Origin of the sequence: Aquirufa aurantiipilula (genome assembly GCF_019923745.1) — a bacterium.
GTDB classification, from domain to species: Bacteria; Bacteroidota; Bacteroidia; order Cytophagales; family Spirosomataceae; genus Aquirufa; species Aquirufa aurantiipilula.
This window is the reverse complement of sequence record NZ_JAANOG010000003.1, coordinates 100,851-125,559: the sequence shown is the minus strand read 5'-3', so window position 1 is coordinate 125,559 and position 24,709 is coordinate 100,851. Positions and strand designations below refer to the sequence as shown.

The window sequence follows — 24,709 nt, the reverse complement described above, 5'->3', positions numbered from 1 at the left end:
CCTATGATAGAAGAAAAACTAAGTTCTAAAGCCAAGCTCTTAATTGCCGTAGCCGCCTTGGGCTATTTTGTGGATGTCTATGATTTAATTTTATTTTCGGTTGTTCGGAATCCTAGCCTTAAAAGTTTAGGTCTTGTGGGGCCTGAACTTTTGAACCAAGGTCTTAACCTGATGAATGTTCAGATGGGAGGGATGTTGTTGGGAGGAATTTTGTGGGGAATTTACGGTGATAAAAAAGGGAGGAAGTCGGTTTTATTTGGTTCAATTTTATTGTATTCCGTGGCCAATGCACTAAATGGCATGGTTCATGATTTAGATACCTATGCTTGGTTAAGATTTTTGGCGGGAATAGGATTGGCAGGAGAATTAGGTGCTGGAATTACCTTAGTCAATGAAACTTTACCTCCATCTAAACGAGGGATTGGTACATTGATTATTGCAGGTGTCGGGGCTTCTGGGGCTATTTTTGCTCCTATTGTTTCCAACTTTAGCTCAGACCCTGAATGGTGGAGAACATGTTATTACATTGGTGGAGGCATGGGATTAGCTTTGTTGTTATTACGTTTGGGAACATTTGAATCAGGCATGTTTTTGGAATTGGAAAAGGATGTCAAACGAGGTAATTTTTTCCAATTGTTTTCTCATGGGAATATTTTCAAGAAATACCTCTATTGTATCTTAATGGGCCTACCAATTTGGTACATCATAGGTATCTTGGTCTTTTCTTCGCCGGAATTATTACAAGGTATGGGCTTGAAAGGTGTGATTACGGGAGGAGATGCCATTATGTATTGCTACTTGGGATTGTCCGTAGGGGATTTTGCTAGTGGCTATTTAAGTCAGTTTCTAAAAAGTAGAAATAAAGCCGTTATGAGCTATTTAATCATTGCCTGGGCCTTAACTATTTATTTCTTATATGCCATGTCCGACATTTCTGTAATCTATGGAAACATCATGATTACGCTTTTAGGATTCTTTGGAGGATATTGGGCGGTATTTCTGACTAGTTCATCAGAACAGTTTGGAACGAATTTGCGTATGACAGTGACGACCACTGTGCCTAATTTTGTGCGTGGTGCTTTGATTCCAATTAGCTTATTGTTCAAGTTTTTAATACCCAGTATGGGGATGGTCAATTCGGCAGCTATCGTAGGGGCATTATGTTTTGGCTTATCGATTTGGTCTGTTAGTCAATTGAAAGAGACCTTTGGGAAATCATTGGATTTTATAGAAAAATAATGGCATTAATATCTAGGAAGAAAAACCTGTATCGGATTAATAATCAGCTGAGACGTTACCTACATAAGTATGGTCGTGAGCATGCCATGAATATTAGTTACCAGGATTTACTTCGCTATGATAATGCCATCACTTTGTATGATAAAAATGGTCATGATACGTTGTGGGAAACGGTTTTTTATTCTCCAGCCGATCAGGAAGAAGTGCATGAATCTTTGAAAAACATTTATGCGGATTTAAAGACGGATGGTAATGAAGGCGTTATCAAGCACTTGGTCATTGATCGGGTAGATTATTGCACCTATGGAAATACGCATCCATTTCGTATTCGGATTGTCAATAAGGTCAATGATATTTTTGATTATTTCTACATCAAGGTAGCGGATGCTTCCCGTGTGTATGGTTTGGAATTAGAGCATATACTTTCTCCTAACCGCATCAATTATGTGACTTACGACAATACCTTGGTGGAAGAACATATTGCCGGAGTTCCTGGGGATGTTTTTTTGAAGCAAGATTTAGAGAATGATTTGGAATCGCCTATTCGCTTAGCGAAAGAGTTTGTGAAATTCAATGAGCGTTGTTTGGTTCAGCTATTGGGTGATATGCATAGTACCAACTATGTCGTTATAACCACACCAGACTTTGATGATATTTATTATCGAATTAGGCCTATTGACTTTGATCAACAATGCTATGAGGGAAAGCGGTCCGTTTATTTACCTCAGTATTTCAAACAAAATAATCCTTTAGTTGAATTGGGTATGAAGTTCATGACACCTGAATCTGTTTGGCAGTACCAAATAGAAGAAAGGTCGATGATCGCAAGTCGATTGAAATCGGAGAGCCAGCGGGTTTATGATTTGATGACGGTGATGGCTAAGGATGATATAGCACCGGTGGAGAACATGGAGCAATTGCGCTTAGAACTAGCTCGCCATTACAATGATGATCGCTTTTTGAACTGTAAAACGATGGGCGAAATTGTTTGGAGTAGTTTAGAGCTGGTGATGCGGCACTAAGCTTTTTGGTAGGCTGCCATGGCCATACATGAAAATCCTAAAATTAATGATAGACCACCGATAGGAGCAACAGCACCCCAAATATTTTGTTGGGTGATGCAAATTAAATACAGGGCTCCTGGGAAAATGATACTTCCGGCCAACATAAGATAAGAAGCTAATTTCAAAAAGCGATTTCCAGAATTGATTTGCCAAATACCTAAAAGCAATAAAGCTAAGGCTCCATACATTTGATATTTAGAAGCCGTTTCAAAAGTGTCTAGTCGTTGGGTTGACACCAAATAAGCTTTCCAAGCATGAGCCCCAAAAGCGCCAATAGCCACGGAAAGGCTAGCTAAGATGGATCCAGACAATAAGCAAAATCGTTTCATGAGAAAGGGATAAAAAAAGCCTTGATGAACAAGGCTTTTAGATTATGAGGCGAAAGAAACTTTTAAATCGTTAAGTTTCCGTCGGATGGAATCATCGACTTGTTTGTCTCCTACACGTAGGATAAATCCACCGATTAATGATTCGTCAATGGATTCAAGTAATTGAACATCTTTACCAGAATATTCTTTGACAATGGCAATGACTTTTTTGCGTTGCTCTTCTGTTAATGGAGAAGAAGTAACGACATCGGCTTTTTGAATTCCTTTGTAAGAGGTATATAATTCAATGAATTGTTTGGCAATAGCAGGTAAGAATTCTTCTCTGTTTTTACGTGTAATAATTTCAAAGATAGAATAAGACACTGCATGAAATTTATCTTTGAATAATTTACTCAAGATGGTCATTTTGGTGCCATGTTTGATAATAGGGCTTTTAAACGCTAGAACCAATTCTTTGCTGCTTTGACAAGTTTCTTGGAAGCTCACCATATCTTGGTAAACATCTTCCACCACCTTTTTTTCAATGGCTAAATCAAGCAAAGATTTAGCATAACGGTGGGCAACAATTAACTCAGACATTTGATCAAATTTAAGGTGTTGCTTCTTATTTTAATGTGACATCAGCAATCCACTCAGAAACTAATTTTTCTTGAGCTGCTTTGTCTTTCAATTGGCTTTTTAATACTTTCTCAGCTAAATCAAGAGAAAGGCTAGCTGCTTCTTTACGAATGGAAGCTACAGCGGCTACTTTTTCTTGTTCAAATGCTATGCGTGCTTTTTCAATTTCTTGATTAGCGGCAGTTTGAGCATCTAATTTTGCTTGAGAAATCATGGCATCAGCTGCTTCTTTCGCTTGTTTGATTAAAGCATCACGTTCTGCACGTGCAGAAACCAACAATTGCTCGTTTCCAGCTTTAAGTTCTGCCATTTCTTTCTTTGTTTCCTCAGAAAGTTTGATCGCTTGGTCGATAGATTCTTCGCGCTCATGTAATGATTGAATGATAGGCTTCCAAGCAAATTTTGCTAGAAGAAAAAACAAAATTCCGAAAACGAGAATTTGCCAAAAGATAAGTCCAAAATCTGGGGTAATTAACTCCATACTTGTGTATAATTAAGATGTTAGAATCTTCTTAAAAACGCAATTTGGTGCCTATTGCGACCAAATTGCGTTTGAAATTTTTGTTCATTTGCCAAGGCTAACCCGAGGCATGACCGTGTGTTGAATTACTTTAAAGTAACCAACAAACAAATTACAGCAGCGAAAAGAGCAACCGCCTCAACGAAAGCAGCTACGATCAACATCGCACCTTGGATTTTTCCAGAAGCTTCTGGCTGACGAGCGATAGATTCCATAGCAGAACCACCGATGTTACCGATACCTAAACCAGCACCAACTGCAGCTAAACCAGCTCCAACACCTGCAAGACCAGTTCCTACAGAAACTTCCAATAAAATTGATAAAAGAGACATACTAATTGGGTTTATGAATAAAAATTAAAATACAAAATTCTAGTGATGGTGTTCTTCGATAGCCGCACCGATGTAAGTAGAAACCAACATGGTGAAAATAAAGGCTTGAATGAAGGCCACAATCAATTCAATCACGTTCATGAATAAAGAGAACGGTACTACCGCAATACCTAAAGCGGCATTTTCAAATATGAAAATTAGGGAAACTAAACTCAATAAAATGATGTGACCAGCTGTCATGTTGGCAAACAAACGAACCATTAATGAGAATGGCTTCATAAATACACCCACAATTTCTACAGGAGTCATTATGAATAACATCCATTTTGGCACGCCTGGCATAGCAAATACGTGTGTCCAATAAGTTGCTTTACCGTTTAAGTTCGTTACAAAAAAGGCAATGATGGCCATAACAGCTGTCACCGCGATATTTCCTGTTACGTTGGCTCCACCAGGAATCAAACCTAACATATTGTTGAACCAAATGAAGAAAAATACAGTCAACAAATACGGCATAAAACGACGGTAGTGTTTTTCGCCAATGTTGTTTTTAGCTATTTCGTCACGTACGAAAATGATGATAGGCTCAAACAAAGATTGAATTCCTTTCGGTGCACGGTGAGGGTTTTCCTTGTATGTTTTACCTATACCAATGAAAATACTTAGCAATAAAACAGCTGAAAGTAATAAGGAAGCTACGTTTTTGGTGATGGAAATATCATATACCGTTTCTCCATTTTCAGCATGGATTTTTCCATGTTCTAATTTCAATCCTTGATAAGGGACTTCTTCGTGATGTTCGTTTTTGAAGTTGGAAGAAGAAAATATCTGCAAGCCTGCTGATTCTGTGTATACGATGCAAGGCAGAGGTACAGTGGCATGGAAGTGCCCAATAGTAAAGAAATGCCACTCATGCTCATCGGCAATGTGGTGTAAAATCATTTTTCCCGCATCGAATTTCTCTTCTTGCTGAGGAGCATGTTCGGCGGCTTCAGCGGCAGCAGGCTCATTGGCCCATGCGGAGAAACTGAAAAGGGAAATGAATAATCCGAGGATTATATTTGAAAAATACACTTTTTTGAAAATGGACTTACCCGACATCTTAATGCTCGCTTTTACTTTAATTTCTTTGATTAATGTGGCTAATTCGTTGATTAGCTGGATGTAGAAAAGGATTTTTACGACTTTTGGCCTTAGCCTTTTCTAAAAACGTCGCAAGTTACGAAGCAAACCAATTATTTCAAAATTTGTACTACATAAATAGAGTACAAAAAAATTCCCTACAAATAAGATCATTTCTGGAGTCTCGATATAGCCGAAAACACCGATAAAAATGAGACTAGCAATGAAGCGGATGGCTAAAGATGCCATGTGAAATGGAATGAATTTTTCGCGATCATTTTTCCAGCCTATTTGATGTAAGGCATGACTTAAATAGGCTAAAAAGAAAAAGAAGGCCCAAATGAATTTAACATCTTGATGTAACCAGCTGGCCAAGCTACTTTGATGAAGTCCCCAAAGTACTAATCCCAATCCCCCGTAAAAGCTAACTAATTTAAGCATGGTGCAAATATCAGAATTAAGTCTAATAATGTAATTCCATTTAGATTGAAATAATTAATTATCAATTTCTAGATCATGTTTATCAAGTGTTTGATTATGTGGACGCTATTTTGATGTTAGCTTTGTCCCTGTAGTTTTGTAAATTTATAGATTTGTCAACTTTTCAAAAGTTGACAAATCTAACCTAACCCAACCTGCACGTACCTTTCCCAACCTATCCAATCCGTTGAAATTTTTGGAATTCTTCCATTTCATCCTTTACTTTGCAGTCCCAAGTCAATCGCACAAGCAGCATTGATTTATAAAGAAGAAGGGAGAGACTAGGCTCAATGAACTTCTGGCAACCAGTTGAAAAACTAAGGTGCTAATTCCTACCCCAGGCAAATGCCTGTTTAGGGAAATATAAACGAATTGTTACATGCAAGCTGAGTTTAATCATTTTCATTCTTCCTCTTCTTTTGCCCTGGAAATGGGTGGCGTTCTTCCTTCCATTCAATTGGCTTATGAAACCATGGGTAAACTAAATGCCCAAAAAGATAATGTCGTTTGGATCTGTCATGCCTTCACAGGCAGCCATGAAGTATCAGATTGGTGGCAAGGACTCGTAGGTTCAGGTAAATTGTTTAATCCAGAAACCCATTTTATTGTCTGTTGTAATATCCTCGGTTCCCACTATGGTTCTACAGGTCCACTTTCTACCAATCCATTGACTGGAGAGCCTTATTACCATACCTTTCCAACTGTCACTATCAGAGATGTAGTCAATAGTTTTGAATTGCTCAGAAAAGATTTGGGTATAGACCGCATCAAGACTTGTATAGGTGGCTCATTGGGTGGTCAACAGGCCTTGGAATGGGCCATCATCCAACCTGATTTAATTGAAAATCTTATCTTAATAGCTACTAATGCCGTTCACTCGCCATGGGGTATCGCATTCAATGAATCTCAAAGGATGTCCATTGAAGTAGATCCTACTTGGAAGGAGTCTCAACCTAGAGCAGGAATTGAAGGAATGAAGGCTGCGCGTGCAACCGCATTAATTTCCTACCGTAATTACGAAACTTATCAAATTACGCAGGCTCGACAAGAAAATACCACAGGAGAATCCTTGCGGGCGATATCCTATCAACGTTACCAAGGAGAAAAATTGGCCGGAAGGTTTAATGCTTATTCCTATTATATTTTGTCGAAAATGATGGACTCACAAGATGTGGGTAGAAATCGTGGTGGGGTAATGAAAGCTTTGAAATCAGTTAAAGCCAAAACTCTTGTGATAGGGATCAAATCGGATGCTTTGTTTCCTATAGTAGAACAAGAATATTTAGCCAAACATATTCCCGGGGCATCTTTTCAAGTAATCGATTCCCTATACGGTCACGATGGTTTTTTAATTGAAAGTGGTTTGATGACCAAAGCAATTCGCCTATGGCAAAAGCTACTTCGTTTGGAAGTTAATCCCATGGCCGATTTTTTCAAAGAATTGGAAATTAGACATATTTCTTTCGCTTCTTAATTATGAAATTTACCGATCAAATTGTTTGGATCACCGGCGCCTCTTCGGGTATTGGTGAAGCTTTAGCGCAGGCTTTTGCTCAGGAAGGAGCTCATCTAGTTTTATCAGCTCGAAGGGAAGAAGAATTACAGCGGGTAGCAAGTCTTTGTCAAGTCTTTGGTCATTCTGTATTGGTCTTGCCTTTTGATATGACGCAATTGGATCAGCATGATTTGATGCTGGAAAAGGTCTTAGCTACCTATGGCCGCATCGATGTCATGGTGTTAAATGCTGGAGTAAGCCAAAGGTCTTGGGTGGAGGATACACAGTTGGAGGTTTATCGAAAATTGTTTGAAATCAATTTCTTTTCTATCGTAGCATTGACTCAAAAAATACTGCCTATTTTTAAAAAACAAGGCTCTGGGACTTTTGTCCCGATTGCTTCAGTAGCAGGAAGAATCTCAACCCCTCGAAGAGGAGCTTACGGGGCTTCCAAACATGCTCTAATCGGATTTTTTGATTCGGTACGGGCAGAAGTTCACGACAAAGGAATTAAGGTTTGTACCATTTTACCAGGGTATATCAAAACGAATATTTCCATACATGCCATGAACGAACATGGGCAAGCCTATGGCAAAATGGATCCCAATCAAGCAAAAGGCTTGGATCCCAACATCACCGCTCAAGGTATTGTTCAGGCAGTTTTTGCCCAAAAGAAAGAATACTTTATTGGAGGTAAACTAGAGGCGCTAGGTTTACTAGTCAAGCGCCTCAGTCCATCTCTATTATTCTGGATGATCAGAAAGATCAAAAATACTTAAGCTTTTACTGTTTCTTTTTTATCGCTAAAGAAAAGGATAAACAAGACCAATACCAATCCTGCAATTGCTGCTGGAACCATCCAAACAGCTTTCCAATCATGTATGCCGTTGCTGGTATAATGGTCTAATACGATTCCAGATAATTTGGAGCCAATACCCATGCCTACTCCATAAGTAGCCAAAGTAATTAATCCTTGAGCCGCATTTTTTACTTTTTCTCCCGCTTTTTGATCCGTATAAATTTGTCCAGTCACAAAGAAAAAGTCATAGCAAACACCATGTAAGATGATACCTATGAATAAAATCCATTCTGAACTGATTCCATCCCCGTAACCAAAGCAAAGGAAGCGAATTACCCAAGCGACCAAACCCACTATTAACATTTTTTTAACTCCTAAGCGGCTAAATGCCATTGGAATCAATAACATGAATACGACTTCAGAAGCCTGGCCAAAGGACATTTTATTTTCTACATTTTGCATGTGAGAATCAGTCAAGGAAGGATTCGCCATGGCATAATAGAAGGATAAAGGAATACAGATCAATATGGATGAGACAAAGAAGATTAAGAAAGAGCGATCTTTAAATAATTTCAAGGCATCTAATCCAATGATTTGAGCAATGGATGAGTTTTTATCTGCCTTTGGTGGCGTATCTGGAAGGAAAAAGGCGTAAATGCCTAAAATAAATGAACTAATCATGGAAATTTGGAAAATGGCCACTTGGTCTCCCAAAGCTAAAAATCCAATGATATTGGTTACTACAATCCAAGCCACTGTTCCTGTAACTCGAATACTCGGAAATTCTTTTTCCGGATTATTCATTTGGTTCATGGCGATGGAATTCGACAAGGCCAAGTTGGGTGCGAAGCAAAGCGTATAAGCCAGGATATACCAAAAGAATGTTTCTGGGTCTTTGTTTTGACTTAAGAAAAATAAAATGATACCTCCCAAAATATTCAAAACCCCCATTACTTTTTGAGCTGAAAAAAAACGATCAGCGATTAATCCCACAAAAAATGGAGCCGCAATACAGGCTATCGAAAAAGTGGTATAAGCATTACCAACCTGATCGCCAGTGGCATGTAAGGTGGTTAATAGGTATTTACTCATTTGACCATACCATGATCCCCAAGAAAAGAACATTAGGAACATCATGGTCATCAATTGAATTCGAGTGCTGTTTTTCATTTTAGCGTATTTTGAGTGAACCAAAAATACAAATTTGAATGAATTTTACTTCTTTTAGAAAATATTTTTTAGACTCATTCGGAGATAAATTTGAACGATATTATTACCGTTTTTACTTTTTTTTGATTTCATCGCCAAAATTTTAAACCTGAAAAATTGAATTGCGACAAAATTTGTTCAAAAATGTACCAAATAATGATTCTACACCTTTTGTTGGCATTATCTTAAGTATTTGATTTTCAGTGATATTTGTTGTTAGTTTGACCAAAATTAAGGGTCACCAATCCCTATTGGATTCATTTTCACATGGAATTAAATTTCATTTTTTTGATTTCAGCTAGGCCAACGGGCAATTTTCAAGGTTCAACTGCCTTGTTCATGGCCTTGTTTGCAATCATTGCCTTGGTGCTTTTAGGAGTAGGAGGAAGATTATATCAAAAACGTAAAGCTTGGATTGAACATAGTAAATTAACTTACGGTAAGGTGGTGGAGATTTCTCGCCGTTATGCACGTGGAGACCATGCAGGTCGTTTTCCTATTTATTTTCCTATCGTATCATACCAAGTGAATGGCCTCGAATTTCGTCGAGAAGCAGAGAGAGGTTTGATGAAAAATTATGAGATTGGTCAGGAAATTCCAGTTCGTTATTTATCAGATAAACCCTATGAAGCCTCTTTAAATGAGCAATCTGTGCCTGTTTTGAGCCCAAATGTGTTTTTTATCCTTGGTTTACTGATGCTAATCAGTGCGATTATTTTATCAGTTATACATCCCTAATTTTTATTTTTAAAATCTAAGTGAGTAATTTGTGAACCAAATTATGTAAAGCACCATGGAAACTACTATTGCCAAGGAAAAAAGTGAATTTAGAAATTACGAGCAGGGTGATATTACTGCTGCTGTAAAAGAGCATTATAAAAAGATGCGTTCACGTCAAACCTATGATTATGTTCAAAGGATGAAGAAAAAGTATTTGACTTTTGAACGCCCTATGGACTTATGGGATATGATGGAGCGTTTAAATGCTCTAGTGGATGTCAGCGATCCAGATTTAAATCTTCCCAACGTAATCCATTTATTGCAAACTGCCGAAGGTCTTCGTGCAGAAGGTCGTCCAGATTGGATGCAATTAGTAGGATTGATTCACGATCTTGGTAAAGCGATGTATCTATTTGGAAGTGATGAAGATGGTACTTCTCAGGCAGAGCAGTGGGGATTAGTAGGTGATGTTTTTGCTGTGGGTTGTAAATTCCCAGATTCTTGCGTTTACCCAGAATTCAATGCCTTAAATCCCGATTCTTTAGTGGATTTATACAATACAGATTTAGGTGTTTACGCGCCGGGCTGTGGATTGGATAATTTGGAATTAGCTTGGGGACATGATGAATATCTATACCAAGTATTAAAGAACCATAAAGACAATAAAATCCCTCATGCAGGTATGGTGATGATTCGTTATCACTCATTCTATCCATGGCATACAGGTGGTGCTTACAAGCAGTTTATGACTGCGGAAGATGCGCAATATTTAGACTGGATTAAGGATTTCAATAAATATGATTTGTATACCAAATCTCCTAAAGTGCCTGATTATAATGAGTTGAAGCCTTATTATGAGCCAATTGTGGAGAAGTATTTAGGAAAAGGACCTATCTATTGGTAGTTTCTTCCTTGATATACATAAAAAAAGGTCTGAATTTTTTCAGACCTTTTTTTATAGAGTAAAACAAATTTTACCACCCATCATCTTTTTTGGGTTTAACCACTTTCTTGCTCGTACTGGCAGGTGTTTTTGCAGCTACTCCAGCAGAGCCCTTAATTTGAACGTCGTTATCTACCCGACTAAATACCCGACAAACGATTTTCCATTCGTCGTTGACTTTTAATAGACTTAATAAGTCAATGTATTTGAAATCTTGAAACTCTAACTCAACCGTTGCTGTGGCTGAAACACCTGCATAGGAATAGCCTACTAATTTGGTCGTAGCTTTGGCTCCACCTGCTGGCGTATTGCGTATAAAGTTTTTCACAGGAAAATCTTGAATTTTACCAGTGCTTGCATTAAAGGTTCTTAAGATTGCCGTTGGATGGAAGGCTTTGCCTAGTAAAGCGGTATCTCCTTTAGTAATGCCATCTAAATAGGCATTGACGGTGCTTTTGATGGCATCATCATCTTGAGCCAAAGCCAATGTACTGAAACAAAGGCAGGCTAGTAAAGTGATTAAAGTAGTTTTGATTTTCATGATTTTGTCGAATTAAATTATATTCCTCCTGTAAATTCCATAGGAAGTGCTTCTCCTTTCATAAATAAAGCTGTTTTTTCAGGATATAGAATCGATTGAACGATATTAACTCTTCCCAAAGAATGGTTAGCCATGTTTCCTAAAATGATGATGGCCGAATTGTCTTTGGCATTGTGTAAATAGTAATTTTTAAAGCCATGCCACCAACCTGTGTGGTAAGTTAGCCATTCTCCATTATCCAATTGAGTTAATCTCCATCCGAAACCGTAGTTTTTGGGTAAGACATTGGGAGTACGGTGTTGTGGAGAAAAAGCTTCTTCCAAGGTATTCAGTTTAACGATGGACTCGTCGTTTAAAGCCATATCCCAGTGATGCATATCATCCACAGTTGAATAAATTCCTTTATCTCCTACCACGCCATCCAAGTGATCAAAACCGACCACGGCAGGTTGGCCTCTTCTTGGAGAATAGCCAGTTGCGGCTGTTTTTAACATTTCTGGATGCATGGGGTCATACACAAATGTGTTGTGCATTCCAGCCGGTTCAAAAATATGTTTCTTTAGATAAGAACGGAAATCCTCTCCACTTAAACGTTCTACAATATAGGCTAATAGCAAGTAATTGGTGTTGTTGTAACTAAACTTAGCATTGGGTCTATAGTCGATTCTTGGTTTTAAACGAATCATCATGTCCACGACCATTTTATTGGTAAGCGGGCTTTTCTTATCGTAAAATTTATCTAGGCAATAGGCATAATTTGGTAAACCTGAACGGTGAGTCAATAAACTACGAACAGTTAAGCTTGAATCATAAGGAAAACCAGGGATATGCTTATAAATTGGGTCGTCGTAATTCAGTTGATTTTTCTCTTTCAATTGCATGATGGCCACAGCGGTAAACTGTTTGGATACCGAGGCTAATTGAAAATGCGTTTGTGTGGTTAAAGGGTTTTTGGTGAAGTAATTAGCAAAGCCAAATGCTTTTTTATAAATGATTTTACCGTATTGTGAAACCAGAACTACTCCATTAAATCCTGTTTTGGAATGCAGTTTTTGGAAAAAAGTATCCAATTTAACCGCCTTCTGTTTGGCTATGGAAGGGTTATATAAGGAGGCAATGCTATCATTTCTTTTTTCCGTGGCAGAACTGAATTCAAAAAGGTGTCCTGGCTGGTGTGAGCAAGACAGAATCCCGATAAATGCACTTAGGGAGAATAAAAAGATGGATTTTGGGAGATTCAATTTCATGAACAGGGGGTCTTTTTATGCTTCACAATATAGTAGAAATGTGTAGTTAATTCAACTCAATTGCTGTAAAAACCAATAAAATTGACCGAAAAAGACTTATTTTGGGAAATCTTTGATCAAAATGAGAATTTTTTCAAACCTCATACGGCATTTCATGTTATTGCTACTTCGTTTGTATCAAGGAATGATTTCCCCTTTTTTACCCAATGCATGTCGTTACAATCCTACCTGTTCTGAATATGCCAAACAAGCTTTAGTCAAGCATGGAATTTGGAAAGGGAGCAAATTAGCAGCTAAACGCATTGCCCGTTGTCATCCTTGGGGCGGTAGTGGTTATGATCCAGTTCCGGAAGACTAAAATCAAGTTGAGGGATAGTATTGTTGCCATTATTTTAACCTGAAATAGGTCTATTCAGATCTACTTTTTAGTCATTTTTTCAAAAATGAGTATAAAAAAATCACTTTTGACTTTTAAGGGATTTTACTTTTTCAATTAATCTTAAAAAGTAGCAATAGCCATTATATAGGCTGTTTTTGTATGTGAATGAAAGAATAATTCATTTTAGCAATCAAAAGGAAACTACTTTTATTGTCCTATTTTTTTGTTGAATTATTCTACCTTTTACCGTTTAATCATTTTATTTCTCATTTATTCTTAGTTTTTTTGCATTAATTTAGAAACAACGCGAACCATTATTGCAAGCATACTCTGGTGTTCAATCATTCCGAAACAATCCCAATAATTTTTTGGTTGTTCTATGTTACAGAATCATTTATCATTTTAAACCCTTAATTTTTCACCTATGATGCATTCTTACAAAAGAGTGGGTCGCCTAGTGCGATCAGGTGCATGCAAGCTTGGCCTTTTACAGGTTTTTGGTTTTGCATTTGCACTATTAATGTCCTTGAGTTCTTACGCTCAGGATGCAGTTTCAGGGAAAGTGACCGACGCAAGTGATGGCTCGGGTATTCCTGGCGTGTCTGTTTTAATTAAAGGTACCACCAAAGGTGCTCAAACAGATGTTAATGGTAACTTCAAAATTAATGCTGGGTCCAATGCGACTTTGGTATTTTCTTTTGTGGGTTATTCTTCAAAAGAAGTTCCTGTAGCAGGAAAATCAGTATTAGAGGTAAAGCTTTCTCAAGAAGCTAGATCTTTAGAGGAAGTAGTAGTCGTAGGTTACGGTACTCAAAAGAGAAAAGAAATTTCTGGAACTGTAACAAGTTTAGGTGCTAGAGATTTTAATGCTGGGGTAGTAACAAACCCATTAGCAGCTGCTCAAGGTAAAGTGGCAGGTTTAGTTATCACACAATCAAGTGGTGATCCAAATGCTCGTCCAACAGTACGTTTGAGAGGAACAGGTTCATTGAACGCAGGTTCTGAGCCATTATATGTAATTGATGGTGTAATTGGTGCACCTATTGAAAACATTGCTCCAGAAGATATCGCTTCTATGGACGTGTTACGTGATGCATCTGCAGCCGCTATTTACGGTTCTCGTGGTGCTAACGGTGTTATCTTGATCAACACAAAACGTGGTAAGACAGGAATTCCAACAGTAGATTACTCTACATATGTAGGTAGTGAGTCAATTTCTCAACGTCCACAATTGTTGAACGGTGCTGAATTCCGTGCTGCTGCTAAGAAATACAATCAGAATTTTGATGATCGTGGAGCTAACACAGATTGGTTAGAAGTAATTACGCGCAATGCTGTTTCTCAAAACCACAACTTAGGTGTTTCTGGTGGATCAGAAAATTTAGCATACCGTGCTTCAGTAGGTTATTTAGATCAAATCGGTACCTTAATTGGTTCTGGTAAAAAGCGTTTAACAGGTCGTTTGAACTTAGATGCGAAAGCTATTGATGGTAAATTGAACATGAAGTTCAATATGTCAGCTTCTCAAACGGATGGTCAATTTACTGACAACCGTGCGATTGGTTTCGCGATGAACATGCGTCCAACAGATCCAGTATACAATGCAGATGGTTCTTATTTTCAGATTCCTGGAACATTTGCCAACTTTAACCCATTGGCTACTTTGGAAAACCGTTCTAACAAGCAACGTTTGCATGACTTTTTATTCAATGCACAAGCTGGTTATACAATCACTCCAGGTTTAGTATTCAACGTTTCAGGTACTTTACGTACTCAAACAGCTGATAACTCAGCTTTTGCTCGTTCAACTCCAGGTAACTTGTTGTTGACAGTAGGTGGTAACTCAGCTCAAAGATTCTTGAATTCTGTAACAGATCAGCAATTAGAAGCTACTTTGAACTACACTAAAAAATTGAATGATGTATCTAACTTAGTAGTTTTAGCGGGTTATACATACCAAGATGTAGTAAATGATGGCTTTGGCGCTTCAAACAATAACTTCTTAACAGATGCTTTTGAAGCAAACAATTTAGGAGCTGGTTTAGGTATCCGTTCTAACCCGAACTTATTAGGTTCTTACAAGAATGAGTACAAATTGGTTTCTTTCTTAGCTCGTGCTCAGTATAGCTTAATGAATAAGTATTTTGCAACTGTGAACGTTCGTCGTGACGGTTCTACTAAATTCGGAGATAACAATAAATGGGGTCTATTCCCATCTGTTTCTGTGGGTTGGGCTATCAGCGAAGAAGATTTCTTGAAGGGGTCGTCTACTTTGGATAACATGAAAATTCGTGCTAGCTGGGGTAGAACTGGTAACTCAGAGGGTATCCGTCCATTGCTTTCTAAATCATTCTACGGAGCTAATGGTTCTTACTATGATGGTGCAGCTGATGACTTCTTACCAGCATATGCAATTCAATCTAACCCAAATCCAAACTTGAAATGGGAAGTGAACGAAAACTACGGTGCAGGTATTGACTTCTCTATCTACAAAGGAAAGTTAACCGGTTCATTAGACTGGTATACTCGTCAAACGAAAGATATGTTGTATACAGTAAACGTACCACAAGAGCAAGGTTACGTTTATCCATCTATGTTAGCTAACATTGGAACCATGCAAAACCGTGGGGTTGAGTTAACTTTAACTTACCAATGGATTGACAAAGGAGATTGGTCTATCTACTCTACTTTGGCTGGATCATTCAATCAAAATGAGATTGTTAGCTTAAGAAATGATCAGTTTGCTGCGCCAGACCAAGTATTCTTATCTACTTCATTAGGTAGCTTTATCCGTGGTACATCAGCTGTTAACTTCTCCGTATTACAAGCTGGTCACCCAGTAGGAGAGTTCTACGGAGCTAAGATCGCTAAAATCGAAAATGGTAAATACGTATTCCAAGACCTTAATGGTGACGGAGTGGTTGATCCAAACGCTAAAGATAGAACTTATTTAGGAAATCCAAACCCAACTTTCGTGGGTGGTATTACTACAAACGTTCGTTACAAAGCATTTGACTTCCAATTCCAAGTAACTAGCCAATTAGGTGCGAAAATTGTTAATACTAACGCATTATTGTTAGGTCGTCAAGACGGACGTATCGCTGAATCAGGAGCTTTGAAATCGGCTCTTACTTCAATCATCAACGATGAGCGTACTATTCCAATGGACTACTACGTAGAGTCAGGTGATTTCTTCCGTATTAACAATGCTTCTTTAGGTTATACTTTACCAGTTAAAGGAGTATTTAAGAGAGCACGTATTTATGTAGCAGGTAATAATTTAGCTGTATTCACTAGTTACACTGGTGTAGATCCTGAGGTTAGCCAAGCATTAGCCATTGGCTCTGCAGCTCCAGGAATTGATGTTCGTGAGACGTATTACAAAACTCGTGCATTAACTGCGGGTATCAATCTTACGTTCTAGACATACAAATAGATTAGTTATAGACATTAATTAATATTATTGAAATATGAAAAAATACATATATAAAGTACTTTCAGTAGGTGTAATTTCATCGTTAGCCCTATCGTCTTGTACAGATTTAACTGAGCCAGTGTATGATGCTATTCCGGCAGATCAATTCTTGAAAACGGATGCACAGATTGCGGCGGCACTTGGACCTGCTTATGGAGGTTTGAGAGGTATTACTTGGGATTGGTTCAATCCTAGTGAAGCGTCTTCAGATGAGTTAATTGTACCAACCCGTGGTGGTGACTGGTACGATGGTGGAGATTGGTTAGCTTATTCTCGTCATACTTGGACTCCACAACACGGTCCTATCAATGGTATGTGGGGATTCATTTTTGGTAACATTTCTCAAGTAAATCAATTGATTCCAGTTGTAAAGACAAATCAGAAAGCCGTTGATGAGCTTCGTGCTATCCGTGCATTCTATTACTTCATGGCAATTGATGCATTTGGTAATGTGCCTATTATCACTGATCCTACATCAAAAAGTGATACTAAGCCACGTGCTGAAGTATATGCTTTCATCAAATCTGAGTTAGAATCTGCGATTCCTAACTTAGTAACAGGAAAGGCATATTCTCGTATGACGAAAGATGCGGCTACCATGTTGCTAGCTAAGTTAAAATTGAATGCAGCTGTTTACTCTGGAACTGCTGACTGGCAAGGTGCTTACAATGCAGCTGATGCAGTAATCAAATCTGCTAACAACTATAGCTTATCTTCTTCTACGGTTTCTAACTTCATCGTTCAGAACCAAGGTTCAGGAGAGAATATTTGGACTATTCCTTTCGATAGCTTCAAAGCAGGTGGTATGAACTTCCAAATGAGAACCCTACACTATGCTAATCAGCAAACTTACGGTTTAGGAAACTCACCATGGAATGGTTTCTGTACTTTAGCTGATTTTTATAACTCATTTGAATCGAAAGATTTACGTCAAGCAATGTGGATCAAAGGTCAGCAATTTGCTGCTTCTGGTGCTCCTTTAACAGATGCTAAAGGAAATCCATTGTCTTTCGTAGCTGATTTCCAAAAAGATCAAATGACTGATGCGGATCCTGAATTCCAAATTGCAGGTATCCGTTCTCAGAAATATGAGATCCAACGCAATAACCCGAATGGTGACCAGTCAAATGACTACGTAGTTTTCCGTTTGGCAGATGCCATCATGATGCGTGCTGAAGCAGCTTTCCGTTTAGGAAATACAGCTCAAGCATTAGCGGATGTGAATACAATCAGAACACGTTCTGGTGTGGATCCATTGAAAACTATCACTGCAGCTGATATTTTAGCTGAGCGTGGACGTGAGTTTGCTTGGGAAGGATGGAGACGTAACGATATGATTCGTTTCGGAACTTTCTCTCAAGTTCGTAAATTCATGAAAGTGACTGATAAATCGCGTGAATTATTCCCAATACCTCAACCACGTATTGACGCGAACCCATTGTTGAAACAAAACCCTGGGTATTAATTGTTAATTTGATGATAGAAAGGCAGAGCCCCTGGTTCTGCCTTTTTGTTTTATTCTGTCTATTCCCTTTGTAATTTGCAGCCCTAATTTGAAAACCTTAAGCATGAAGCAGTTTTTCCTGTTTTTTTCTTTATCCATGTTTCTGTTTTCTTGTTCAACCAAAGAAGACACGCTTTTTGAAGAACTACCTGCTTCCGAAACGGGAATAGATTTTGTGAACCGAAGTTTAGATCGAAAAGACTTCAATATCTTCAATTATCGGAATTTTTATAATGGTGGAGGCGTTGCCATTGGCGATGTTAATAATGATGGGTTGTCAGATTTATTCGTGACTTCCAATTTTGAGGATAATAAATTATACCTCAATAAAGGCAATATGCATTTTGAGGATATTTCCCAGAAAGCAGGTATTAGCGGTAAAAAGTTTTGGTCCACGGGAGTAACCTTTGCCGATATCAATGGCGACGGTCTGATGGATATTTATGTATGTAATTCTGGTTCCAGAGATCAACGAGGGAACCAATTGTATCTAAACCAGGGAATTAAGTCAGGGATTCCTCAGTACAAAGAAATAGCCAAAGAGGCTGGATTGGAAGATGGAGGTTTTTCTACCCATGCTGCATTTTTTGATTATGACCGTGATGGGGATTTAGATATGTATTTGCTTAACAATAGTTTTACCCCTATTGGGAAATTAGGCTATATGAATTTGCGTGAACAACGCGATAAATTAGGAGGAGATAAACTATTCAGAAATGATAGTGAAGGTCAGATCAAATTCACCGATGTTTCAGAAGAAGCCGGAATTTATGGAAGTTTGATTGGTTTTGGATTAGGAATCACAATCGGCGATGTCAATAACGACAATTGGCCAGATATTTATATATCCAATGATTTTTATGAAAGGGATTACCTGTACATCAATCAACATGATGGTACTTTCAAAGAGGAATTGGAAAAGGCAATGCCACACATCAGTCTAAGCTCTATGGGAGCTGATATCGCGGATATCAATGACGATGGTAACCTAGATATTTTTGTAACCGATATGTTGCCGGGCGACGATCGACGCTTAAAAACCACCAGTATTTTTGAAGGCTATAACCTCATGGAATTGAAACTAAAACAAGGTTTCTGGCATCAATACATGAGAAATAACCTGCACCTGAATAATGGTGATGGAACCTTCAGTGAAATCGGACAATTATCTGGAATTCATGCTACCGATTGGAGCTGGGGAGCCTTGATTTTTGATATGGACAATGATGGTAAAAAAGACATATTTGTAGCCAATGGAATTGCCAAGGATTTAACGGATCAGGATTTTGTGGACTTCCTAGGAGACCGGAATACTATGCAGCAGATGCTGAATGGGAAGAAATTTGACTATAAAGAATTTACAGATAAAATTTCTTCTGTACCCATTCCAAATTATGCCTACCAAAATCAAGGTGATTTGAAATTCACCAATCAAGTTAAATCTTGGGGACTGGAAGGACCTGGTTTTTCAAATGGTTCTGCCTATGGAGATTTAGACAATGATGGAGATTTAGATTTGGTGGTGAATAACGTCAATGCCCCTTTGTCTGTTTATAAAAATAAATCAACGGAAAAGTTCAAGCACCATTTTCTTCGTGTGGCTCTCAAAGGCAAAGCAAAAAACTTAAATGGAATTGGCTCTACCGTGACGGTGTATCAACAAGGGCAAGCCAAAATTTTGCAGCAAATGCCAAACCGGGGCTTTCAGTCATCTTGTGACCATCAAATGGTTTTTGGTTTAGGAGATAAGTCAACAATTGATTCGTTGAAAGTAGTTTGGCCTGATGATTCATATCAAATGATTAAGTCAGTGAAAGTGGATCAACTAATTGTGTTGGATCAATCCGTTGCCAAGGATAAATGGTCCAAGAAGGAAGCCAATAGCCATCTGCTTTTTGCTGATGTAACAAACGGAAAATTGAATTATGTACATCAAGAAAGTGTATTCAACGATTATGACCGCGATGTTTTATTGAAACAAAAGTTTTCTACCATGGGACCAGCCATGGCCGTGGGTGATGTGAATGGCGACGGATTAGATGATATTTATTTAGGAGGAGCAGCCGGTCAAGATAAAAAACTGTTTGTCCAACAAGCATCAGGCACATTTAAAGAATCCCTTCAAGCTGATTTCGCTTTTGATAGAACAACAGAAAATACTGATGCACTATTTTTTGATGCGGATAAGGATGGCGACTTAGACTTGTTTGTCGTTACAGGTAGTAATGAGTTTGAAATCAATGCCCCTGAATTGCATGATTTATTGTATTTGAATGATGGCAAAGGCCAATTTAAACGCGATACACGCTTTCCTTCCATTTATGAAAATGGTTCATCGGTGACAGCAGGAGATTTTGATCAAGATGGTGACCTCGATTTATTTGTAGGTTCCCGTATGCTGTCTGCTAAATATGGCATAAATCCAGTGAGTAATTTGTATATCAACGACGGCACAGGTGGTTTTAAAAATCAAAGCAAACGTTTTATGCCTCAATTATCGGAGTTGGGTATGGTGACTGATGCTGAATGGGTGGATGTGAATGGAGATAAATATTTGGACTTAGTAGTAGCCCAGGATTGGGGAGCTATCAAAGTATTTAAGAATGAACGAGGTAGACAACTTACCTTGATGGAAGAGGTGAAGGGATCTGAAGGTTTATGGAGTTCAATGAAAGCAGCCGATATAGATGGCGATGGAGATACCGATTTAATTCTAGGTAATTTAGGATTGAACTCTAAAATTAGAGCCACAGTAGATAAGCCTGCTTTTTTACATGTGAACGATTTTGACAAAAACGGTAGCTATGAGCAAATTATTTCATGTATCACGGAAGATGGAAACACCTATCCTATGGTGCTGAAAGGAGAAATTCAGCGAGCCTTACCCATGATTAAAAAGAAGTTTATCAAGTACAAGGATTACGCCAATAAGACCATTGAGGAATTGTTTGATGAAGATCAGCGACAAGATATGGTGACCAAACAAATTACCAATACGCTTTCCTCTTTTATGATTAATGATGGTAAAGGCAACTTTACATTGGTTGAAATGCCTGTGGAAGCTCAGTTTTCTCCCATTAAAGCCATTGAAACTGGCGACTTTAATCAAGATGGGAAAATGGACATTCTCTTGGCTGGTAATTTCTTCGATACCTTACCCGAATGGGGAAGATTTGATGCCAATTACGGACTTCTCCTAGTTGGGAAAGGTCAAGGCAAGTTCGATGTGATGAAATCCAAAGATTCTGGATTTATAACATTAGGTCAGGTTCGAAATATAGCCAAAATTAAATCAGCAAAACAAGGAATCTTACTTGTTTTAGCCAAAAACAATGAAGCCGCTCAGTTGTTTCAATGGAATAAATGAACTGTTTTTTTTACATGAAAGTAGTGAATAAAGCCCTAGTAGCCCTTTTTTTATCTGTTATCTTGTTTGCTTGTCAGACGAATGATTCTGACGTGGTGTTATTTGAGAAATTGGATGCCAAACAAACCAATATCGATTTCATCAATCAAATTACAGAAACCAAAGATTTTAATATTTTGGATTACCTCTATTTTTACAATGGCGGTGGAGTGTCATCAGGTGACATTAACAATGATGGTCTGGTTGATTTGTTTTTTGTTTCCAATCAAGGAAAGAATAAACTCTATTTAAACAAAGGCAATATGCAGTTTGAGGATATCTCTCAAAAGGCGGGTATCGAAGGATTTTCTGATTGGAAAACAGGTGTTACCATGGCTGATGTCAATGGAGATGGCTTATTGGATATATATGTTTGTGCAGTAGGTAACTTCAAAGGAATGGAAGGGTCCAATGAATTGTATATCAATAATGGAGACCTAACATTTACGGAGAAGGCAAGTCAGTTTGGTTTGGATTTTACGGGTTTTTCTACTCAGGCTGCCTTTTTTGACTATGATAAAGACGGTGATCTGGATTGTTATTTGTTGAATCATGCCGTACATAATACACGATCCTATGACCGTGTGAATACTCGGATGTTGAAAGACAATGAAGCAGGAGATTATTTATACCGAAACGATGGTAGACGATTTGTGGATGTGTCCAAAGAAGCAGGAATTTACCAAGCAGCTATGGGCTATGGTTTGGGAATATCCGTGGCGGACTTGAACAATGATGGCTGGATGGATATCTACGTAAGTAATGATTTTCATGAGGATGATTATTACTACATCAACCAGAAAAATGGCACATTTCATGAGGGCATTAAAGAGCACTTTAAGCACTTGAGTCGCTTTTCTATGGGATCAGATGTGGCCGATATCAATAACGATGGATACCAAGATATCATGACCTTGGATATGTATCCAGAAGATGAAAAGGTAGAAAAATCATCAGTAGGCGAAGATCCTCTGGATATTTATTTATACAAATTGCAGTTTGGCTATTTTAACCAGTATAGCCGCAATTGCTTGCAGCTAAACATGGGCGGGGAGAAGTTTAGTGATGTAGCTGTTTCTTCTGGGGTAGCCGCTACCGACTGGTCTTGGAGCACTTTGATGGCCGATTATGATGGAGATGGTATCAAAGACATTTTTGTTTCAAATGGTATTTTACGTAGACCGAATGATTTGGATTACCTGAAATTTGTCATTGGGGATTCTTTGCATTATGGTTTACCTACCTCGCATCAATTGGATCAAAAAGCCATTGATTTAATGCCGAGCGGAAAATGGCATAATTACCTTTTCCAGGGGTCCAAAGATTTACGCTTTAAGGATAAATCTCAAGCTTGGGGCTTTGAAGCGGCGGGGATTTCCAATGGTAGTTCCTATGCGGATTTAGATAATGATGGGGATTTGGACTTAATCACCAATAACTTAAATGAAGCGGCAGGAATCTATCAAAATAATGCAAGACAATTATTGAAGAATAATTACCTCAAAATCAAGTTCAAAGGATCGGATAAAAACACTTTTGGCGTTGGAGCTAAAGTCATTCTTAAAACCAAGGATGGGCAGCAATTGCAACAATTAGTGCCTACTCGTGGATTCATGAGTTCAGTGGAGCCTAGTTTGTTGTTTGGAATAGGAAAACTAAGCCAGATAGACTCGGTCTTGGTGATATGGGAGAATGAAAAGATGCAAATCTTGACCAAGCCAAGTATCAATACCACTTTGACAGTAGATCAAAAAAATGCCTCTATCCTGGTCAAAGATTTTACATTTGTTGCCAAGCCCAAGCCATTATTTGAAGAAGTAAGTAAAGCGACGAATATTCCCTTCAAGCATCAAGAAAATACGTATTTCGACTTTAACCGTGAGTTATTAATTCCATTTAAAGTGTCCATAGAGGGCCCTAAATTAGCCATTGGGGATGTCAATGGAGATGGATTAGAAGACTTTTATGTAGGTGGGGCTAAATACCAAGGAGGGCAATTGTACCTGCAAAAAAGCACCGGTTTTGTCCTGTCAAAACAAACGGCATTTTTAGCGGATTCCTTGCAGGAAGATGTAGATGCATTGTTTTTTGATGCGGATGGCGACAAAGACCAAGATTTATATGTTGTCAGCGGGGGAAATGAGTTTTATGATAATATGCCCGAGCAATATGACCGCCTGTACCTCAATGACGGGAAAGGGAACTTCACGCGTAATTCTGTGGCTTTACCTCCTATGTTTGACAATAAATCGGTAGTTCGCCCTATCGACTTTGACCGCGATGGGGATATAGATTTGTTTGTAGGCGGAAGAGTTTTAGCCTATCAATACGGACTTTCGCCTAAATCATACTTATTGATCAATGATGGTAAAGGTAAATTTACCGACAAAACACAGCAGCTGGCCCCTGAACTAAGAGAAGCGGGAATGATTAGTGATGCGATTTGGGTGGACTTAGACAAGGATAAAGATCAAGATTTGGTGGTCATAGGAGATTGGATGCCAATCAAAATGTTCTACTATAACCAAGGTAAATTGACTTTACAAGAAAATGAATTGTCTGATTTGACAGGATTTTGGGGAGGTTTAAGTGCAGGAGATTTTGACAAAGATGGAGATATGGATTTGGTAGTGGGCAATTTAGGAACCAATACCAAGCTTAGAAGAGATCCAGGCGGAGAATTAAAAATGTTGATTAAGGATATTGATCATAACGATACCAAAGAACATATTGTGGCCTATAATCGAGCAGGTAAGGATACTTGGTACCCTATCAACAGTAAGGATGAAATGGGAAAACAAATACCTAGCATCATCAATAAGCGCTTTACGGATTACAAGAAGTTTGCTGGTTTGAGTATTGATGAATTATTTGAAAAGGAGGAATTGGAGGGAGCCATAGAAAAACGAATCAATACATTTGAATCCATTTACGTGGAAAACCTGGGTGGAGGTAAATTTAAAAGAAAAGATTTACCAAGCTTGGCCCAGGTATCCAAAATCATGGTCATCAAGACCGAAGACGTAAATCAGGATGGGAATTTAGATGTGATTGTTGGAGGTAATTTTAATGGGGCTTCTATGTATCAAGCACGATATGATGCTTTCTTTGGACTAATTTTGGCAGGAAATGGGCGAGGCGATTTTAAAGCATTGGTCCCAACAGATACAGGTTTGCTCTTAGAAGGAGACATACGCGATATCAAGTATATCAAAACAGCTAAGGGGATATTGTATTTAGTTAGTCGAAATAATGACCAGTTACAGGTATTTAAAAAGTTGAAATAA

At 38.3% G+C, this 24,709-nt stretch carries 20 protein-coding genes and 1 riboswitch; of the genes, 11 read left to right on the top strand and 9 right to left on the bottom strand.

The genetic code is table 11. The features are described 5' to 3' along the window. Window positions 1-3: 3 nt before the first annotated feature. Window positions 4-1,239 carry an MFS transporter gene (locus G9H60_RS04170; protein ID WP_223142855.1) on the top strand — a complete coding sequence of 412 codons (1,236 nt, stop codon included), beginning with the start codon at window positions 4-6 and terminating at the stop codon, window positions 1,237-1,239. Beyond that, on the top strand, window positions 1,239-2,261 hold the full coding sequence (locus G9H60_RS04165; protein WP_223142854.1) for a hypothetical protein: 1,023 nt from the start codon (window positions 1,239-1,241) through the stop codon (window positions 2,259-2,261). Before G9H60_RS04170 ends, G9H60_RS04165 begins: the two co-directional genes overlap by 1 nt. Here the strand turns inward: G9H60_RS04165 and G9H60_RS04160 are convergent. The 6 genes from G9H60_RS04160 to G9H60_RS04135 form a co-directional block, all read right to left on the bottom strand. Next, on the bottom strand, window positions 2,258-2,632 hold the full coding sequence (locus G9H60_RS04160; protein WP_223142853.1) for a DUF423 domain-containing protein: 375 nt from the start codon (window positions 2,630-2,632) through the stop codon (window positions 2,258-2,260). The two genes, G9H60_RS04165 and G9H60_RS04160, sit on opposite strands and share 4 nt — an antisense overlap. Window positions 2,633-2,674: 42 nt before the next feature. Beyond that, the gene (atpH, locus tag G9H60_RS04155; RefSeq protein WP_223142852.1) at window positions 2,675-3,211 is read right to left on the bottom strand and encodes an ATP synthase F1 subunit delta; all 537 of its coding nucleotides are present in this window, start codon (window positions 3,209-3,211) and stop codon (window positions 2,675-2,677) included. Window positions 3,212-3,236: 25 nt separating this feature from the next. Continuing rightward, window positions 3,237-3,731, bottom strand: coding sequence for a F0F1 ATP synthase subunit B (gene atpF / locus G9H60_RS04150; RefSeq protein ID WP_223142851.1), 495 nt, complete (start codon window positions 3,729-3,731; stop codon window positions 3,237-3,239). A gap of 125 nt (window positions 3,732-3,856) precedes the next feature. Then, a complete protein-coding gene (gene atpE, locus G9H60_RS04145; RefSeq protein ID WP_109322163.1) occupies window positions 3,857-4,102 on the bottom strand; it encodes an ATP synthase F0 subunit C in 246 nt (81 codons plus the stop codon). 39 nt (window positions 4,103-4,141) lie between these two features. Then, entirely contained in the window at window positions 4,142-5,203 is a 1,062-nt protein-coding gene (atpB, locus tag G9H60_RS04140) for a F0F1 ATP synthase subunit A (RefSeq protein WP_223142850.1), read from the bottom strand. A 102-nt stretch (window positions 5,204-5,305) separates the two neighbouring features. Further along, window positions 5,306-5,665, bottom strand: a complete 360-nt coding sequence (locus G9H60_RS04135; protein WP_223142849.1) for a hypothetical protein — start codon at window positions 5,663-5,665, stop codon at window positions 5,306-5,308. A 296-nt stretch (window positions 5,666-5,961) separates the two neighbouring features. Then, a riboswitch (SAM riboswitch) is annotated at window positions 5,962-6,074 on the top strand. Window positions 6,075-6,083: 9 nt separating this feature from the next. On the opposite strand from G9H60_RS04135, the gene G9H60_RS04130 reads away from it, so the two are divergent. Together G9H60_RS04130 and G9H60_RS04125 are read left to right on the top strand one after the other, a co-directional pair. Continuing rightward, on the top strand, window positions 6,084-7,178 hold the full coding sequence (locus G9H60_RS04130; RefSeq protein ID WP_223142848.1) for a homoserine O-acetyltransferase family protein: 1,095 nt from the start codon (window positions 6,084-6,086) through the stop codon (window positions 7,176-7,178). A gap of 2 nt (window positions 7,179-7,180) precedes the next feature. Beyond that, on the top strand, window positions 7,181-7,978 hold the full coding sequence (locus G9H60_RS04125; RefSeq protein WP_262899941.1) for an SDR family oxidoreductase: 798 nt from the start codon (window positions 7,181-7,183) through the stop codon (window positions 7,976-7,978). Here the strand turns inward: G9H60_RS04125 and G9H60_RS04120 are convergent. Beyond that, the gene (locus tag G9H60_RS04120) at window positions 7,975-9,168 is read right to left on the bottom strand and encodes a nucleoside permease (RefSeq protein WP_223142847.1); all 1,194 of its coding nucleotides are present in this window, start codon (window positions 9,166-9,168) and stop codon (window positions 7,975-7,977) included. The genes G9H60_RS04125 and G9H60_RS04120 overlap by 4 nt on opposite strands. 306 nt (window positions 9,169-9,474) lie before the next feature. Here G9H60_RS04120 and G9H60_RS04115 point away from each other — a divergent pair, with 306 nt between their 5' ends. Then, window positions 9,475-9,945: a DUF3592 domain-containing protein gene (locus G9H60_RS04115; protein WP_223142846.1), complete on the top strand. Its 471-nt coding sequence runs from the start codon at window positions 9,475-9,477 to the stop codon at window positions 9,943-9,945. A 55-nt stretch (window positions 9,946-10,000) separates the two neighbouring features. Further along, a complete protein-coding gene (locus tag G9H60_RS04110) occupies window positions 10,001-10,831 on the top strand; it encodes an inositol oxygenase (protein WP_223142845.1) in 831 nt (276 codons plus the stop codon). Between the two features lie 70 nt (window positions 10,832-10,901). On the opposite strand, the gene G9H60_RS04105 is transcribed toward G9H60_RS04110, so the two are convergent. Together G9H60_RS04105 and G9H60_RS04100 are read right to left on the bottom strand one after the other, a co-directional pair. Beyond that, the gene (locus G9H60_RS04105; RefSeq protein WP_223142844.1) at window positions 10,902-11,411 is read right to left on the bottom strand and encodes a nuclear transport factor 2 family protein; all 510 of its coding nucleotides are present in this window, start codon (window positions 11,409-11,411) and stop codon (window positions 10,902-10,904) included. A gap of 17 nt (window positions 11,412-11,428) precedes the next feature. Beyond that, entirely contained in the window at window positions 11,429-12,658 is a 1,230-nt protein-coding gene (locus G9H60_RS04100) for a serine hydrolase domain-containing protein (RefSeq protein WP_223142843.1), read from the bottom strand. Between the two features lie 154 nt (window positions 12,659-12,812). Here G9H60_RS04100 and yidD point away from each other — a divergent pair, with 154 nt between their 5' ends. The 5 genes from yidD (at window position 12,813) to G9H60_RS04075 (ending at window position 24,709) form a co-directional block, all read left to right on the top strand. After that, window positions 12,813-13,016 (top strand): membrane protein insertion efficiency factor YidD, encoded by a 204-nt coding sequence (yidD, locus tag G9H60_RS04095; RefSeq protein ID WP_317197219.1) that lies wholly within the window; start codon window positions 12,813-12,815, stop codon window positions 13,014-13,016. 445 nt (window positions 13,017-13,461) lie between these two features. After that, the gene (locus G9H60_RS04090) at window positions 13,462-16,461 is read left to right on the top strand and encodes a SusC/RagA family TonB-linked outer membrane protein (protein WP_223142841.1); all 3,000 of its coding nucleotides are present in this window, start codon (window positions 13,462-13,464) and stop codon (window positions 16,459-16,461) included. A 46-nt stretch (window positions 16,462-16,507) separates the two neighbouring features. Further along, window positions 16,508-17,977: a RagB/SusD family nutrient uptake outer membrane protein gene (locus G9H60_RS04085; RefSeq protein WP_223142840.1), complete on the top strand. Its 1,470-nt coding sequence runs from the start codon at window positions 16,508-16,510 to the stop codon at window positions 17,975-17,977. Between the two features lie 103 nt (window positions 17,978-18,080). Next, window positions 18,081-21,383, top strand: a complete 3,303-nt coding sequence (locus G9H60_RS04080) for a VCBS repeat-containing protein (protein WP_223142839.1) — start codon at window positions 18,081-18,083, stop codon at window positions 21,381-21,383. Between the two features lie 14 nt (window positions 21,384-21,397). Beyond that, the gene (locus tag G9H60_RS04075; protein WP_223142838.1) at window positions 21,398-24,709 is read left to right on the top strand and encodes a VCBS repeat-containing protein; all 3,312 of its coding nucleotides are present in this window, start codon (window positions 21,398-21,400) and stop codon (window positions 24,707-24,709) included.